Source organism: Salinicola lusitanus (assembly GCF_038648475.1).
Taxonomy (GTDB): Bacteria; Pseudomonadota; Gammaproteobacteria; order Pseudomonadales; family Halomonadaceae; genus Salinicola; species Salinicola lusitanus.
This window is the reverse complement of sequence record NZ_CP151919.1, coordinates 3,491,869-3,506,253: the sequence shown is the minus strand read 5'-3', so window position 1 is coordinate 3,506,253 and position 14,385 is coordinate 3,491,869. Positions and strand designations below refer to the sequence as shown.

Here is a 14,385-nt window from a genome sequence, read left to right as displayed (position 1 = left end):
CGGAACAGGCGGATCATAGGCATCAGAAAGGCGAGACGTTGAGGAAGAAGCGCTGCAGCCAACCCATGTTCTGCGCTTCGTTGATGTAGCCGTCACCGATGTACTCGATGCGGGCATCGGCGACCTGGGTCGACTGCACGGTATTGGCGCCGGTAATCGCCCGGGGATTGACCACGCCGGAGAACCGGATGTATTCGGTGCCCTGGTTTATCGCGATCTGTTTCTCCCCCCGTACCTTGAGGTTGCCGTTGGCCAGCAGGTCGTAGACGGTCACGGTGATCGTCCCGGTGAAGGTGTTGTTGGCGTTCGCCCCCCCGGAACCGTTGAACACGTTCTCGCCCGCCAGATCCGTACCGTATCTCTCGAGGAAGTCGATCGGGTTGGGAACCACCCCCGGTGTAAAGGTGGTGGAGCCGTTGCGAGTGGCGTTTGCGGCGGAGTTCTTGCTGGCGCTGACCTGCTCGTCGAGCACGATGGTGATGATGTCGCCGACCTGGCGCGGACGCCGATCCTCGAACAGCGGCTGAAAACCGAAGCGCGCCTGATAGATGGAGCCGTTGGCCTGGGCCGGCGGCGTCGAGGGGATTTCCACCGGTGCGGAATTCTCGACCACGGAGTGCCTGGGAATCTGCGCACAGCCCGTCACGACCATCGTCAGCCCAAGGCCGATCAGCATCATCACTCTGCGCCACGTCGTGGCTAGTTCTGCGGTCAGCAACACGCGACTTCCCCGATTTATAGCTGCGTCAGACGCTGGAGCATCTGATCGGACGTTTCGACGGCCTTGCTGTTGATCTCGTAGGCACGCTGCGTCTCGATCATGCTGACCATCTCCTCGACCACATTGACGTTGGAGGTCTCGACATAGCCCTGGTAGAGCTTGCCGGCACCATCCAGCCCCGGGTTGAGATCGGTACGCGGACCCGAGGCATCGGTCTCCAGGTACAGGTTCTGGCCGATGCTCTGAAGTCCTGTCGGATTGATGAAGGTTGAGAGCATGATCTGCCCCACCGCATTGCTCTGGGACGTCCCCGGCTGGGTGACGGATACGGCACCGTCCTGACTGACGGTGATCGAGAGCGCGTTCTGTGGGATCACGATCGGCGGATCGACGGGATAGCCACTGGCGGTGACCAGTTGGCCGTTCTCGTTGACCTGAAAACTGCCGTCGCGAGTGTAGCCGGTGGTGCCGTCCGGCATCTGTACGGCAAAGAACCCCTTGCCGTTGATCGCCAGATCGCGGGAGTTCTCGGTATTCTGCAAGCCGCCCTGCGTATGCAGTCGTTCGGTCGCCACGGGGCGAACACCGGTACCCACCTGCATGCCGGAAGGCAAGTTGTCGACGACCGACGACTGAGCGCCGGGCTGACGCACGTTCTGGTAGAGCAGATCCTCGAACACCGCGCGGGATCGCTTGAAGCCGTTGGTCGAGACGTTGGCCAGGTTGTTGGAGATCACATCCAGTTTGACCTGTTGCGACTCCAGACCGGTCTTGGCCGTCCATAGAGATTTGATCATGACAGGAACCTCACTATCGGTGCGCTCGCGCTGTGGCTGGCACCGCTGGTCGAAATTGGCATCAGCTGGTCAGTGAAAGCAGACTGTTGGCGCGCTGCTCGTTCTCATCCGCGCTTTCGATCACTTTCATATGCATGTCGTAGCGCCGGGCGCTGTCGATCATCGAGATCATCGCGTCGGTCGGAGTGACGTTGCTGCCCTCGAGCGCGCCGGGAACCAGTCGCCGGGTGTCATCGGCCGGCAACGGGGCCGCGACGTCCTCGCCTTCCGCCGGCACTCTGCGGAACAGGCCATCCTCCCCGCGCACCAGATTGTCGTTGCCCGGAACCACCATCTTCAGACGCGCCAGCGGCGCCACGGCGTCGGGATTCTGGCCCGGCTCCAGCACGCTGATCGAACCGTCCGCGGCGATCGTCACGTCGCCCCCGAGCGGTACCACGATCGCCTGGCCGTTGTCGGAGAGAACCGGGTTGCCGAGCGACGTCAGCAGGCCGGTGGCGTCGACCTGGAGATCACCGCGCCGCGTGTAGGCCTCCCCGCCGTCCGGCGACTGCAACGCCAGCCAGGTGTCGTCGCCCTGCAGCGCGACGTCGAGGCTGCGCCCGGTGGTACTGATGGTGCCCGGCGTGAAATCGGCGCCGGGCGTGGTCATCATCGAAGCGATGCGCGTCGGCAGGCGCGCGTCGCCCTCCACCGGCACCGCGCGAAAAGCCATCAGCTCGCCACGAAACCCGGGAGTACTGACGTTGGCCAGGTTGTTGTTGACCACCGACTGCTGAGCCATGGTCTGGCTTGCGCCACCCCCGGCGGTATAGAGAATCCGGTCCATGCTGAAACCCTTTGGAAGCGAGGTGGCTGCCGGTCAAGACTTGACCGGCAGCGTGCCGTTGTCAGCGCAGCTGGGCGATCTGATCCATGACTTCGGACTGCGTACGGATCGAGTTGGTATTGGCCTGATAGTTGCGTTGCGCAATGATCAGGTTGACCAGTTCCTGGGTCAGGTCGACGTTGGAAGCTTCCAGCGTCTCGGCCTCGATCGATCCCAGCGTGCCCGTCCCGGCGATGCCCAGCAGCTCGTTGCCGGAAGTGGCGGTCGCCGCGAACAGGTTGCCGCCGGAGGGCGACAGCCCCTCGGGGTTGCGGAAGGTGGCCAGCGCGATCTGTCCGAGATCGATGGTTTTCTCGTTCGAGTAGCTGCCGACGACGGAGCCGTCATCGGCGAAGCTGACGCCCACCAGGGCGCCGGAGGCATAACCGTCCTGCGCCAGGCTCTTGACCGTGGAGTCGTTGGAGAACTGGGTGCTGCCCGCCATGTTGAAGGTCGCACTGATCGGATCGACGCCGTCGCCCAGCTCGTTGTCGGTGAACGCCAGGTTCGGCCAGTTAACCGGATTGGCGGTGGCGTCTTCACCGTCGATGGTGGCCAGCTTGCCGGCGCTATCGAAGGTCGCGGTGAGCGTCTGATCGGTGAGCACGCCGTCCAGCGCCGTGCGGGCGCTCCAGGCATTGTCGTCGGTCTTCTGGAAGTACAGCGTGGCGTTGTGCTGCGCGCCCTGCGAGTCGTAGACCGTGAAGCTGGTGGAGTAGTTGTAGGCGACGTTCGTCTGCTGGGTAGTGTCCCCCGCCGTCTTGGCCGCAAGACTGTCGTAGAGCACGGCGGTCGAGGAGTCGTCGGCCACGGTGGAGGCATCCAGGTTGAGCTGAATGTTGATCCCCGTGCCGGTGGCACCGGTAGCACTGGCCGGCATGTCCGCCGCCGGCACGTTGAGCACCTGCGGCTGGCCGCCGACGACAACGCCGGAGTTGACGTTGGTGGCATCCGCCAGGCCGTAGCCCATCAGCCGGGCGCCCTGGGCGTTTTCCAGAAATCCGTCGGCGGTCAGCGTCAACTGGCCGTTGCGCGAGTAGCCGACCTCGCCCTCCTGCTGGAAGCGCAGGAAGCCGTCGCCGCTGATGGCGATGTCCAGGTTGCGTCCGGTGGACTCGAGGCTGCCGGTGCTGAAGTCCTGGAGCACGCCGGAGACCCGGGTACCCAGGCCCACGGCGCTATTGGCGAATACGTCCGAGAACTGGACCGATCCGCTCTTGAACCCCTTGGTCTGGGAGTTTGAAATATTGTTGCCGATCACATCCAACTGCTGGGAAGCGGCGTTGACGCCACTCAATGCCTGCGAAAAGCCCATGACTGATCCCCTACGTTTATCGGTTGCGTCCGCTAGAACGGTTGATGTCGTTACTGAATCTCGCTCAGAGAATCTGACGTACTTCCGAGAGCGCCACGGGATCCTGAGCGTATCCCAAGTCGAGCTGGGCGCCGTTCGCCCCCTGAATCACCCCGTTGACCAGGGCGTAGTTCAGCGCAGCCGGCGCGTAGGTTTCATCCCCTACGGTGCCGGTCAGGGAAGCCGTGTAGGTGCTGTTGACGGCAGCGTTGGAGCCATCGGCCAACTTGCCATCCCAGGTAAAGCTGTGGACGCCCGCGGACAAGGGCCCGGTGGAGAAGCTGTCGATGATCTCGCCGCTGGCACCGCGAATATCGATCTGCAGATCCTCGACGGCACTATCCAGCTCCACGCCGATAGGCGTGGTGACCACACCGTTGGCATCCTCGGAAGTTCCCACCAGGATCCTGTTGCCCGGCACCATCACGCCCTGACCGATCAAGGCCGTGGCCTGTAACGCCTGGCCCGCGTCGATCTGGTCGGTAATCGCGGACAGACTGTCGTTGAGCTTCTCGATACCGCTGACGGTGTTGATCTGAGCCAGTTGCGCCGTCATGTCCGAGTTTTCCATCGGACTGGTCGGGTCCTGGTTCTTCAACTGTGTCACCAGCAGCGTCATGAAACGCTCGTTGAGCTCGCTGCCGGAGTCGACTCCCGTGGTAGAGCTCTTGGCGGCCGCACCATTGATGTTGGCCAGGGTACTGTTGCCGATCACCGGACTGGACATGACCTCTCCTCGCTATGGACCGACACCGATCAGCCTTCGCCGATGGTGAGTGTTTTCGTCATCAGCGTCTTGGCGGTGTTCATGACCTCGACGTTGGCTTGGTAGGAGCGTGAGGCGGCGATCATGTCCACCATCTCGTTGACCGGGTCGACATTGGGCATCGTCACGTAGCCCTCGTCGTTCGCCAACGGGTGCCCCGGTCGATACTCCATGCGCATCGGCGTGGTGTTGTCCTCGATCACGCCGTTGACGCGAACACCGCCTGCACTGCCGCCCTGCTGGCTCATCGCCTGGAACATCACCTGCCTGGCGTGATAAGGCTGCCCGTCAGGACCGGCGACACTGTCCGCGTTGGCCAGATTGCTGGCCGTCACGTTCATCCGCTGTGAATTGGCGGACAGCGCCGAGCCGGAAATTTCGAATACGCTGAACATCGACATCGTGTTACTCCGATTGCATGGCTTTCTTCAGCCCTTGGATCTTGCGGCTGACGAAAGTGACATCCGCCTGATAGCGCAGCGAATTGTCGGCAAAGGCCGAGCGCTCCCGATCCATGTCGACCGTGTTGCCATCGAGACTGGGCTGATCCGGCACCCGATAGAGCAGATCCCGGACGCCCGCCCCGCCTCCGGCCTGCCCGGGAATGTGCCGGGCCGAGGTCCGCGCCAGTGACAGCCCACCGGAAGCCTCGCTGCGGCCCTGCTCCATCACCCGGTTCAACTCGGCGCGAAAATCGAAATCCCGGGCCTTGAAGTTGGGCGTATCGGCATTGGCGATGTTATTGGCCAGAACCTGCTGGCGCTCCGCACGCAGATTGATGGCCTCCTGCTGGAAGCGCACCGCGTTATCCAACTTGTCGAACATGCCGTGCACCTCGAATGGCGTTCGCTGGAAAATTGACAGAGTGGAGAATAGCGGCGGGATGTTCGTGGCAAATGTGTAAACAGACCCGTAATTGCGCGCCATTTTTATCAATGCCTGGCGGCGGGCCCGTTTAAAATCGCTTCCACTATGGGGAATTCCGTCGATCGACGCGGTACACCGCGAGCCTGCCAGCCACCGAGGTCCATGACATGCGAGCAGATCCGCCCGACACGTTTCAGCGCGCCATGTCGAAGTGCCGCCCCGGTCTGCGCCGGATCGCCTGGACCGGAGCCATGACGCTGATGGCGCTGCTGTTCGCGCTGTCGCTGTTACCGATACCTTCGATATCGCAGGCGGATACCGAGGTTCCGCCGGACGATGCGATCAGCGCGAGCGTCACGCGCTTTCTCCAGCAGCAGACCGCTTCACTCGGGGATCAGGTCGAGATAGCGGTTCAGGATCGTGCAGCCGATCTCGGGGATTGTCCGACACCCCAACCTTTCCTGCCTCGACCTGGGGTTCCCCAAGGCCGGGTGACCGTGGGCGTGCACTGTGGCAGCGACAGCAGCCGCACCCGCTATGTGCAGGCAACGGTTTCCGCGGTCGTCCGTCACCTGGTGGCCAGCCAGCCAATCGAGCCGGGGCAAAGGATCGATGCGAGGGCGCTGGACTGGCAGCAGACGGACATTTCCCGGCTCCGCCGTGGCTATCTGGACGACCCCGCCCAGGTGGACGGCATGGTCGCCACCCGGCGTATACCGCCGGGCACCACCCTGACCGAGAGCATGGTGCGCAAGCCCTGGATGGTAAAACGTGGCGACACGGTGGTACTCACCGCCGTCGGCCAGGGCTTTCGTGTCAGTCGCAACGTCGAGGCGCTGGACAACGGTGGGCTGGGGAGTACGATTCGGCTCAAGACGGAGAACAACCAGATTCTCCAAGGGAGAGTGACAGGGCAGGATCGACTGCGGGTGGACTTCTAGCCTACCCGGATAAATTTCTTAACAAAACTCTTCCTTAATTGCTTTCAGCTTCCGCGGGCGCTGCCGATAACGTAGGAAACCCCGTCATCGTGCATCCAGCCATGAGGTAACGACTTTGAAAATCGACCAGACACAGCCGCTGACTCGCCCCACGCAGAACGAAGCCGCCGAGCAGCGCAAGAGTGTTGAATCGCTGGGAAACGCCAAGACGGCGGCCGGTTCGACCACGACGTTGAGCCAGATACCGACCGCTGACGATAGCGGCGACATCGACACTGCTCGCGTCAACGACATTCGCCAGGCCATCTCCGAGGGCCGGCTCGAACTCGATACCGGCAAGATCGCCGACGGCCTGATCCAGAGCGTCCGCGACATGCTGGGTGAGCGTTAATCATCTGACTGACTTCAGGTCCGGATTCAGGAATCTTTCATGACGCCAGCCGAATTGCTCCGCGAACAACAGGCCCTGCTGCAAGCGTTCGCCGAAACCCTGGATGCCGAGGCCACTTGCCTGGGCTCGGGTAACGCCGATGGAGAGCGTCTCAGCACGCTGGCGGCATCGAAGCAAAAGCAACTGAGCGAGCTTGATCGACTCGAAGGTCTACGCAGGGAGCAGCAACGGTCGCAGGGATTTGGCGTCGGCAGCCAAGGCGCGGCCCAGTTCGCCAATGCCACCGGCATGGACGAGACCTGGCAGCGTATTCGCCGGTTGGCGGAACAGGTTCGCCAAACCAACCGTCTCAACGGCCACATTATCTCCCAGCGGCTGGAGCATAACCAACAGGCCATCGATTTCCTGAATCGTGCCATTGGTGGCAGCGTCTACGGGCCAAGCGGCCAATCCCGACATGGCGGCTTCGGCGGGATCAGTTCCAAGGCCTGAAAAGCAGAACCCTCCGCCAAAACGATGGCAGAGGGCTCTTTAGACCAAGCGAAGTAACAGTAGTAAATGCTCAGTCTTCCGTTCTGACGACCCAAGATTCGACGGTATCGCCGCCGTGCTCGTCTTTCCAGGCCTTCAAGGTCTTGTGATTGCCGCCACGCGTCTCGACGACTTCACCAGTCTTGGGGTTCTTGTAGATTTTCAGCTTGCGCTTGCGGCGTCCTCCAGTGGAGCTCGCCGGCGCTGCCGAAGCCTGGGAGCCCTCGGCCGGACTCAACAGTTCCATGACGTCCCGCGTCGTCTTGCCGTATTCCGCCATCAGTGCCTCGAGCTTCTCCTTGAACTCGAGTTCGGATTTCAGGCGCTGATCACCCTCCATGCGCTTCAGCTCTTCTTCAAGCTGCTTCAGGAGCTGTTCTTTCTTGACATAATCGCTGAGTAGAGACATTCGTCGTTCCGTTGCGGATTGGTTTAAGCGAAGACATTATTGCCGATATTTACAGAGTTGCAAGGCTTGTCGGGATGATTTTTTTAAAGCATACCAATTACCGCTATTTATTAACTCACCCTTCCTTTCACTTCTTATCCGCGAACTGACTCCAAGCGATGACCGCCCGACACTTGCCACAAGGAAAACCCCACCGCCGAACTGAGCGCAATGTTCATCTCGGCAAAAAAAGCAGCGCCAGGGATATTCCGATGCCGATTTGATTGTTAAGACTTTATTCGAACAGGCGGCCTTTAAGATTACCAGCCTGCAAAACCTGGATCAGCGCACGCTAAATCAATGACATCTAATTACTTATGGTTCCGACGATAGCGCTACAGTTCGCCTACGGAACGTCGATATTGAACTGGAGGCCACGCGTATCCCCGCCTCGGCACGAGGGGGCACACGTTCCACTCATCCGACGACGGACTGCGGTCTTCGGCAACCAGGACATCGGTTCAAGACATGCCGAAAATGAAAAACTATTTATCGGCCCGGACACTGGGGGTCCTCGCCGGGATCTGGATAGGCAGCTCGCTGGCCACACTGACGGCGGCCTGGCTCGTGACGACCGCGGGCGGTACCTTGGTGACGGTCATACTGGCCGGTCTGCCTGTCGGGTTCGCGGGGCTGGCGGCCACGCTGTGGCTGATAAACCGCCAACTACTGGTGCCAGTCAGGCGCATGACCGATCACGTCCGCCTCGAACATGACTTCAGTACCACGCCTCGTGAAATGCCCTTCGATCTCTCCAGCCGTGCCGATGCCGTCGGTCTGCTGGCACGGCAACTCCAGCGATTGATCGAAGAGTCCAGAAGCCACCACGCCGCGCTACTGGAGCAGACCCTCAACGATCCGCTGACGGGACTCGGCAATCGCCGGATGCTGGAAAAGCGCCTGGATATCCTGGTCCCGCTGAGTCGCCGGCTGAGCTGTACGGTATCGGCGATGATGATCGACGTGGATCATTTCAAGGCCTTCAACGACAACTATGGCCATCCGGCAGGCGACAGCTGTCTCGTGGATATCGCCGGGGTGTTGAGGGATACTTTTCGGCGAGAGACCGATGTCGTGGTGCGTCTCGGCGGTGAAGAGTTCCTGGTACTGCTGATCAATACTGGCCATGAGGAAGCCCGGGCCCTGGCAGACGCGATGCGAGGCATGATCCAGGCGCTGGGGCTGCCGCATGAGTACTCTCCCGTTGCCCCCGTCGTCACCGTCAGCGTTGGCGTGGTAACGAGCCCCAACGGCCTGTTGATCGATATCGACGAAATGATCAACCACGCGGATCAGGCACTCTACGACTGCAAGGAACACGGGCGGAATCGGGTGGCGGTGAGACTGATCGGTGCCGACAACACGCCGGCAGCGCATACCACTGCCGTTGATTCGGCCACCCGGACATCATAGGGATAACAAAATTTACAAGCATGCACTGGATGAATATCCAGTAGTCGTTTACCTTCATCTTATCGATATCTTCAGCGTCCTGCCTTAATAGCTTTTTTTATGCATAATCGCAAAAATAGCTTTTTTAATCTATAATCCAGCTGTTTCACCTGGATATCGATAAGGAGTCTCATGACATTGATCGGCGTGCTCAGTGGAGACATCGTTGCCTCCCGCGATATTGCCGACAAACGCAAGTTGCGCGGCACGATCGATACCGGCATCCAGCGTCTCGGCCAGACGCTGGGTGCCGTGGGCACGCGGTTCCGTGGCGACGCCTTCCAGCTGGCCGTTCCGGGGATCGAGGACACTATCGTCGCGGCTGTCCTCATGCGTGCCAGCCTGCTCGAGCACTCTCCCTCTCGACGCCAGAGCTGGGACGCACGAATCGCCATCGGGATCGGCGAGGGTGAAGTGCCCGCGCCGGAAGACTTCATCAATGCGGATGGGGAGGCCTTCGTGCGCTCCGGTCAAGGTCTGGACGCGTTGGGCCAAGGCCATCAACGCCTGGGCCTGTTCCTCCCGTCTCCCCAACCGGATCTGAATCTGCTGATTCAGTTCGCCGATGACATCATCAGCCACTGGAGCCACAACGCCGCGGAAGTGGTTCGCCTGAGCCTTACCTCCGATCACTCCCAAAGTGAACTGGCCAAACGCTTGGAGCGCTCGCAACCGACCATCAATCGCCGCCTGAGCGCGGCGCGCTGGTCGCTGATTCACGCCTTTCTCGAGTTCACCCGAGAACGCCTGGAGGCCATGAAATGAGCGAAACCGGCCTGTCGCTGCTCTTGGCGCTGCTGCTGTCGCACACCGTCGCCGATTTCATCCTGCAGAGTGACGCCTGGGCGCGCCAGAAGCAGCAATACCATTTCCGCGCGCGCTCGCTCTACTGGCATGTCGGCATCCACATGCTGCTGTGCCTGGCCATCCTGATCGCGTTTGGCATTCCCTTGCGTGAAGCCTTGATCGGCACGGGCGTCGTGGGTTTGACTCACTGGATGATCGACACGCTGAAAAGCTACATGCCGGCCCAGCGCGTCAGTTTTTTCGTCGTCGACCAACTTCTCCACCTCCTGGTTCTGATCGCCGTCTGGTGGTGGCTGATCGATGGCAGCGCCCTGCCCCTCGCCATCGATCTGAGCCTGTTATGGCAACCCCGAACGCTGCTGACCGCCCTGGCATATCTGCTGGTCCTGCGCCCGGCTTCGGTCCTGATCGCGCTGATCATGCGTCGCTGGAGCCAAGGCGTCGACACCCGCGGTACCCTGGCCGACGCGGGCGCCCGAATCGGCATGCTGGAGCGTTTTCTCATCCTGACATTCGTACTGAGCAACCAGATGGCCGCGATCGGCTTTCTCCTGACCGCCAAGTCGGTGCTGCGTTTCGGCGACCTCTACGAAGATCGCGACCGAAAACTCACCGAATACGTGCTGCTGGGCACGATGTTGAGCTTCTCGATCACCCTCACGCTAGGCCTACTGACACGTTATCTGCTGAGTGTGCTATGAAGCCCCCTTTCACGCGGTCACTGCACCAACTCGTCGCCCTGCTAGCGGTGGCGGCGTTGGCCGGCTGCGCCGGTTCATCGATCATGGAGACCCGGCCGGGTTACGTGGCGGACCACACCTACCAGTCGCAGGCCTACAATCACCGCGTCCGCTACCTGGTCCTGCACTATACCGATTCCGAAGCGCCCCGAGCCCTTCGCACGCTGCTTGGCCCCCATGTCAGCTCGCACTACCTGGTGGCTCGGCAGCCGAAGGCCGAAGGCGACGCCCCCCGAGTGTGGCAGCTGGTCGACGAAAAGGACCGGGCCTGGCACGCCGGTCTCAGCGCCTGGGAGGACCGCACTCAGCTCAACGACACCTCCATCGGTGTCGAGATCGTGAACCGTGGGCCCCGCGAAACGGCTTCGGGTAGACAGTGGCAGCCCTATCCGGATCCGCAGATCGAGGCCGTCATCGCGTTGGCGAGAGATATCATCCAGCGTTATGACCTTCCTCCGACCTCGATTCTGGGCCATTCGGACATCGCGCCCTCGCGCAAGATCGACCCGGGGCCGCGCTTTCCGTGGAAAAGGCTTCACGAAGCCGGCGTGGGAGCCTGGCCCGACGCTGAAGATACCGATACCTATCGACGTCGTTTCGCGCACTGCTCGCCAACCATGGCGCAATACCAACACGCGCTGAGCGCCTACGGCTATCGACTGGCGACGACGGGCATCCTCGATGAGCAGACCCGTGACGTCACCAGAGCGTTCCAGATGCATTTTCGACCCGCCAACTACGCCGGCCAGCCGGACGACGAGACCGCCGCCCTTCTCTGGGCGCTGCTGGCTCGCTATCGGCCACAGACGCTGGTGGGACCCGATCTGGCCGTGCCGAGGGGCTGTCTCGAGCCGAGGCAAGAGACTGTCGGCAGCGCTGGAATACAGTGAATCACGCGCTGAAAGGATAGTGAATCAGATCGTGAACCTTCGCTGGCGCCGGCCCCCGGTTGCGATAGCCATGCGGCTGGTCGGCCGCGAAGCGCAGCACTTCCCCTGCTACCAGCGTTTGCCATGCCCCCTCGACGAAAAGCTCCATCTCGCCTTCCAGCATGACCACGTGCTCGATCACCCCCGGCGCATGCGGCGATGACTCGCTCAGACAGCCCTGAGGCAGCTCGATCGCGAACATCTCGAACCCCAGCACCGGATCGAACGCGAACAGCGGCGTGACGATCATGCCGGAGGCATCACGGTGCCTGGGAGGTGACGTCGGTCGATGCACCACACCGCTCTCACCGACCAGGAAACGCGACAGTGGCGCCTGCAGGCCGCTGGCGATCTTCCACAGCGTCGCGACGGTCGGGGTCGACTCGCCCCGCTCGATCTGGCCCAGCATCGCCTTGCTGACACCGCAAAGCCCGGCGACCCGATCGAGGCTCAGGCCGCGCTCAGCGCGGAACCGTTTCAGGCGCTGCCCGATAGCCGCAAGATCTGGACTCATCATCCCTCCCAATGCTGACACTCCCGGCGCCAGGTACAGACCCGCTCCGGACCGATTTCGTTGCGACACTCCGCCAGTATCGTGCGCGACAGCGGAGATTGTCGAAATCCGCAATGTGCGTTATAACGCACACTCAATATCGATTTCGAGCATCGACATGGCACGTCTTCCGGCCGAGCGCCGACCCACTCCGCCTCCATTCACCGCCTCGCACATCACGGCGGGGTTCGTCGCCGTGCTGGTCGGCTACACCAGCTCCGCGGTGATCATCTTCCAGGCAGCGGCGGCGGCAGGCGCGTCGCCGGCGCAGATCGGTGGCTGGCTGAGCGCGCTCGGTCTCGCCATGGGCCTCACCTCGATCGGCCTCTCCCTGCACTTTCGACAACCGATTCTGACGGCCTGGTCGACGCCGGGCGCGGCCCTGCTGGCCACCAGCCTGCCGGGCCTGCCACTGAGCGAGGCCATCGGCATCTTCCTGTTCAGCGCCGCACTGGTCGTCGTGTGCGGCGTCACCGGCTGGTTTGCCAGACTGATGCAGATCATCCCCCAGTCCATCGCCGCCGCCATGCTGGCGGGTGTGCTACTGCGCTTCGGTCTCGACGCCTTTGCATCGATGGAGACCGACTTCATCCTGGTGCTGTCGATGTTTCTGACCTATCTCGTCGCCCGGCGCTGGCTGCGACGGTACGCCATCCTGCTGGTGCTGGCGGTGGCGCTCGGCGTCGCCGCCCTGCTGGGCAAGATCGACGCGGCGGAGACCCACCTGATCCTGACGCTACCGCAACCCATCTGGCCGACCTTCTCGCTGTCCAGCCTGATCGGCGTGGGCATTCCACTCTTCGTGGTGACGATGGCCTCTCAGAACGCCCCCGGCGTGGCAACGCTGCGGGCAGCCGGCTACGATACCCCGGTATCGCCATTGATGATCTGGACCGGGCTGACAACGCTTCTACTGGCGCCGTTCGGCGCGTTCAGCATCTGCCTGGCGGCCATCACGGCGGCCATCTGCATGGGACCCGACGTCCACCCGGAGGCCGACAAACGTTATCCCGCGGCCATATGGGCAGGCGGATTCTACCTGCTGGCAGGTCTCTTCGGCGGCTCGATCGGGACGCTCTTCGACGCCTTGCCCCAGGGGCTTGTACTGGCGATAGCCGGACTCGCGCTTCTACCGACCATCGGCAGCAGTCTTCATCGCGCGCTACTGGAGGCCCACCAGCGTGAGGCCGCCCTGGTGACCTTCCTGGTCACCGGTTCCGGCGTCACGCTGTTCGGCGTGGGTGCAGCGTTCTGGGGGCTCGTGGCCGGCATGCTGGTGCTGATCACCGCCTCCTCGCGGCATCCGAACTGATCTCAGATACCGCTCAAGGCCCCTTGCCGAAAGTCATCCCCGGGGCCTTCGATCGGCTCGACATCCACCGCCACCTCGAGTTCGTGGGCACCGCCACCGTTCATGACCCCTTTGAGCGGTGGCACATCCCCGTAGTCCCGTCCCCACCCCAGCACGAGGTGGCGCTCGCCCGGCACACTGCCGTTGGTGGGATCGTACTCTAGCCACCCCCAGTTCGGGATGTGCACCGCCACCCAGGCATGCGAGGCATCGGCGCCGACCAGGCGCGGTTGTCCGGGCGGCGGCAGCGTCTCGAGGTAACCGCTGACGTAGCGTGCCGACAGTCCCAGAGAGCGCAGGCATCCGATCATCAGGTGGGCGAAGTCCTGGCAGACGCCACGTCGCGCTTCCAGCACCGTCAATACCGGAGTCGCCAGAGACGAGAATTCGGGATCGTAGGTGAAACTCTCGAAAATCCTGCGATTGAGATCGTCGACACCGTCTCTCAGCGACCGCCCCGCTGGAAAGCTGGGCGCGGCGAATGCGCGCAGCGCCGTCTCCCGGGACACGAATGGAGAATCGAGCTGGAATTGCCGCAGTTCCGGCGTACGGCTGGCATGACGCGCCGCGGATTGCCAGTCACCGTCGACCTCTGCCGGCGGCAGCGGCCGCCCCAGTGTCTCCAGGCAGGTGGTGGCCGTGACCGACAGCGCCATATGAATCTCCTGGACGCTGAAGAAGTTCACCCGATTGCCGAAGAAGTCGACCCGCTGGTGGCTGACCGCGGGCCGCGGCACGATATCGAGCGCGGTGTCATCGACCCGCTGCCAGGAGAGCGCTCGAGGCACCACGCGTGCCTCGTTGTGACACAGCGATACCGGCGCGGCGTAATCGTAACGGGTCGAGTGGCGGACACGGTAACGCATGAC

The 14,385-nt window shown here is 62.3% G+C and carries 18 protein-coding genes; 8 read left to right on the top strand and 10 right to left on the bottom strand.

The window, feature by feature from the left end:
- Positions 1-22: 22 nt before the first annotated feature.
- From AAGT95_RS15715 to flgB, 7 genes are all read right to left on the bottom strand, one after another.
- Entirely contained in the window at positions 23-679 is a 657-nt protein-coding gene (locus AAGT95_RS15715) for a flagellar basal body L-ring protein FlgH (RefSeq protein ID WP_110599967.1), read from the bottom strand.
- Positions 680-735: 56 nt separating this feature from the next.
- Positions 736-1,518, bottom strand: coding sequence for a flagellar basal-body rod protein FlgG (gene flgG, locus AAGT95_RS15710; RefSeq protein WP_110599969.1), 783 nt, complete (start codon positions 1,516-1,518; stop codon positions 736-738).
- 61 nt (positions 1,519-1,579) lie between these two features.
- Entirely contained in the window at positions 1,580-2,347 is a 768-nt protein-coding gene (locus AAGT95_RS15705) for a flagellar basal body rod protein FlgF (RefSeq protein WP_110599971.1), read from the bottom strand.
- A gap of 61 nt (positions 2,348-2,408) precedes the next feature.
- Positions 2,409-3,701 carry a flagellar hook protein FlgE gene (gene flgE, locus AAGT95_RS15700; protein ID WP_110599973.1) on the bottom strand — a complete coding sequence of 431 codons (1,293 nt, stop codon included), beginning with the start codon at positions 3,699-3,701 and terminating at the stop codon, positions 2,409-2,411.
- A 64-nt stretch (positions 3,702-3,765) separates the two neighbouring features.
- Complete coding sequence (locus AAGT95_RS15695; RefSeq protein WP_110599975.1) at positions 3,766-4,467, bottom strand: flagellar hook assembly protein FlgD; 702 nt, start codon at positions 4,465-4,467, stop codon at positions 3,766-3,768.
- 29 nt (positions 4,468-4,496) lie between these two features.
- Entirely contained in the window at positions 4,497-4,907 is a 411-nt protein-coding gene (gene flgC, locus AAGT95_RS15690; protein WP_110599977.1) for a flagellar basal body rod protein FlgC, read from the bottom strand.
- 4 nt (positions 4,908-4,911) lie between these two features.
- On the bottom strand, positions 4,912-5,331 hold the full coding sequence (gene flgB, locus AAGT95_RS15685; protein WP_110599979.1) for a flagellar basal body rod protein FlgB: 420 nt from the start codon (positions 5,329-5,331) through the stop codon (positions 4,912-4,914).
- A gap of 209 nt (positions 5,332-5,540) precedes the next feature.
- Here flgB and flgA point away from each other — a divergent pair, with 209 nt between their 5' ends.
- The 3 genes from flgA to AAGT95_RS15670 all read left to right on the top strand — a co-directional run bounded on the left by flgA (position 5,541) and on the right by AAGT95_RS15670 (position 7,197).
- A complete protein-coding gene (gene flgA / locus AAGT95_RS15680; RefSeq protein ID WP_110599981.1) occupies positions 5,541-6,314 on the top strand; it encodes a flagellar basal body P-ring formation chaperone FlgA in 774 nt (257 codons plus the stop codon).
- 115 nt (positions 6,315-6,429) lie between these two features.
- On the top strand, positions 6,430-6,705 hold the full coding sequence (gene flgM, locus AAGT95_RS15675; protein WP_110599983.1) for a flagellar biosynthesis anti-sigma factor FlgM: 276 nt from the start codon (positions 6,430-6,432) through the stop codon (positions 6,703-6,705).
- A 39-nt stretch (positions 6,706-6,744) separates the two neighbouring features.
- A complete protein-coding gene (locus tag AAGT95_RS15670) occupies positions 6,745-7,197 on the top strand; it encodes a flagella synthesis protein FlgN (protein ID WP_110599985.1) in 453 nt (150 codons plus the stop codon).
- Positions 7,198-7,267: 70 nt separating this feature from the next.
- On the opposite strand, the gene AAGT95_RS15665 is transcribed toward AAGT95_RS15670, so the two are convergent.
- Entirely contained in the window at positions 7,268-7,645 is a 378-nt protein-coding gene (locus AAGT95_RS15665; protein ID WP_110599986.1) for a histone-like nucleoid-structuring protein, MvaT/MvaU family, read from the bottom strand.
- A 516-nt stretch (positions 7,646-8,161) separates the two neighbouring features.
- Between AAGT95_RS15665 and AAGT95_RS15660 the strand changes: the two genes are divergently transcribed.
- The 4 genes from AAGT95_RS15660 to AAGT95_RS15645 all read left to right on the top strand — a co-directional run bounded on the left by AAGT95_RS15660 (position 8,162) and on the right by AAGT95_RS15645 (position 11,573).
- Entirely contained in the window at positions 8,162-9,097 is a 936-nt protein-coding gene (locus AAGT95_RS15660) for a GGDEF domain-containing protein (protein ID WP_157958394.1), read from the top strand.
- Positions 9,098-9,268: 171 nt separating this feature from the next.
- Positions 9,269-9,901 (top strand): hypothetical protein, encoded by a 633-nt coding sequence (locus AAGT95_RS15655; protein ID WP_110599988.1) that lies wholly within the window; start codon positions 9,269-9,271, stop codon positions 9,899-9,901.
- Positions 9,898-10,644, top strand: coding sequence for a DUF3307 domain-containing protein (locus AAGT95_RS15650; protein WP_110599990.1), 747 nt, complete (start codon positions 9,898-9,900; stop codon positions 10,642-10,644). The genes AAGT95_RS15655 and AAGT95_RS15650 overlap by 4 nt, the downstream gene beginning before the upstream one ends.
- Positions 10,641-11,573: an N-acetylmuramoyl-L-alanine amidase gene (locus AAGT95_RS15645; protein WP_110599992.1), complete on the top strand. Its 933-nt coding sequence runs from the start codon at positions 10,641-10,643 to the stop codon at positions 11,571-11,573. The genes AAGT95_RS15650 and AAGT95_RS15645 overlap by 4 nt, the downstream gene beginning before the upstream one ends.
- Position 11,574: 1 nt before the next feature.
- On the opposite strand, the gene AAGT95_RS15640 is transcribed toward AAGT95_RS15645, so the two are convergent.
- Positions 11,575-12,126 (bottom strand): helix-turn-helix domain-containing protein, encoded by a 552-nt coding sequence (locus AAGT95_RS15640; protein WP_110600470.1) that lies wholly within the window; start codon positions 12,124-12,126, stop codon positions 11,575-11,577.
- A gap of 157 nt (positions 12,127-12,283) precedes the next feature.
- Here AAGT95_RS15640 and AAGT95_RS15635 point away from each other — a divergent pair, with 157 nt between their 5' ends.
- The gene (locus tag AAGT95_RS15635) at positions 12,284-13,477 is read left to right on the top strand and encodes a benzoate/H(+) symporter BenE family transporter (RefSeq protein ID WP_342594415.1); all 1,194 of its coding nucleotides are present in this window, start codon (positions 12,284-12,286) and stop codon (positions 13,475-13,477) included.
- Positions 13,478-13,479: 2 nt separating this feature from the next.
- On the opposite strand, the gene AAGT95_RS15630 is transcribed toward AAGT95_RS15635, so the two are convergent.
- Positions 13,480-14,382, bottom strand: coding sequence for a transglutaminase family protein (locus AAGT95_RS15630; protein WP_110599996.1), 903 nt, complete (start codon positions 14,380-14,382; stop codon positions 13,480-13,482).
- Between the last annotated feature and the right edge of the window lie 3 nt (positions 14,383-14,385).

Bases quoted from the DNA above. Each gene is read 5' to 3' on its own strand.
- AAGT95_RS15715 (WP_110599967.1), bottom strand. From the start codon at position 679: ATGATGCTGATCGGCCTTGGGCTGACGATGGTCGTGACGGGCTGTGCG.
- flgG (WP_110599969.1), bottom strand. From the start codon at position 1,518: ATGATCAAATCTCTATGGACGGCCAAGACCGGTCTGGAGTCGCAACAG.
- AAGT95_RS15705 (WP_110599971.1), bottom strand. From the start codon at position 2,347: ATGGACCGGATTCTCTATACCGCCGGGGGTGGCGCAAGCCAGACCATG.
- flgE (WP_110599973.1), bottom strand. From the start codon at position 3,701: ATGGGCTTTTCGCAGGCATTGAGTGGCGTCAACGCCGCTTCCCAGCAG.
- AAGT95_RS15695 (WP_110599975.1), bottom strand. From the start codon at position 4,467: ATGTCCAGTCCGGTGATCGGCAACAGTACCCTGGCCAACATCAATGGT.
- flgC (WP_110599977.1), bottom strand. From the start codon at position 4,907: ATGTCGATGTTCAGCGTATTCGAAATTTCCGGCTCGGCGCTGTCCGCC.
- flgB (WP_110599979.1), bottom strand. From the start codon at position 5,331: ATGTTCGACAAGTTGGATAACGCGGTGCGCTTCCAGCAGGAGGCCATC.
- flgA (WP_110599981.1), top strand. From the start codon at position 5,541: ATGCGAGCAGATCCGCCCGACACGTTTCAGCGCGCCATGTCGAAGTGC.
- AAGT95_RS15670 (WP_110599985.1), top strand. From the start codon at position 6,745: ATGACGCCAGCCGAATTGCTCCGCGAACAACAGGCCCTGCTGCAAGCG.
- AAGT95_RS15665 (WP_110599986.1), bottom strand. From the start codon at position 7,645: ATGTCTCTACTCAGCGATTATGTCAAGAAAGAACAGCTCCTGAAGCAG.
- AAGT95_RS15660 (WP_157958394.1), top strand. From the start codon at position 8,162: ATGAAAAACTATTTATCGGCCCGGACACTGGGGGTCCTCGCCGGGATC.
- AAGT95_RS15655 (WP_110599988.1), top strand. From the start codon at position 9,269: ATGACATTGATCGGCGTGCTCAGTGGAGACATCGTTGCCTCCCGCGAT.
- AAGT95_RS15650 (WP_110599990.1), top strand. From the start codon at position 9,898: ATGAGCGAAACCGGCCTGTCGCTGCTCTTGGCGCTGCTGCTGTCGCAC.
- AAGT95_RS15645 (WP_110599992.1), top strand. From the start codon at position 10,641: ATGAAGCCCCCTTTCACGCGGTCACTGCACCAACTCGTCGCCCTGCTA.
- AAGT95_RS15640 (WP_110600470.1), bottom strand. From the start codon at position 12,126: ATGAGTCCAGATCTTGCGGCTATCGGGCAGCGCCTGAAACGGTTCCGC.
- AAGT95_RS15635 (WP_342594415.1), top strand. From the start codon at position 12,284: ATGGCACGTCTTCCGGCCGAGCGCCGACCCACTCCGCCTCCATTCACC.
- AAGT95_RS15630 (WP_110599996.1), bottom strand. From the start codon at position 14,382: ATGCGTTACCGTGTCCGCCACTCGACCCGTTACGATTACGCCGCGCCG.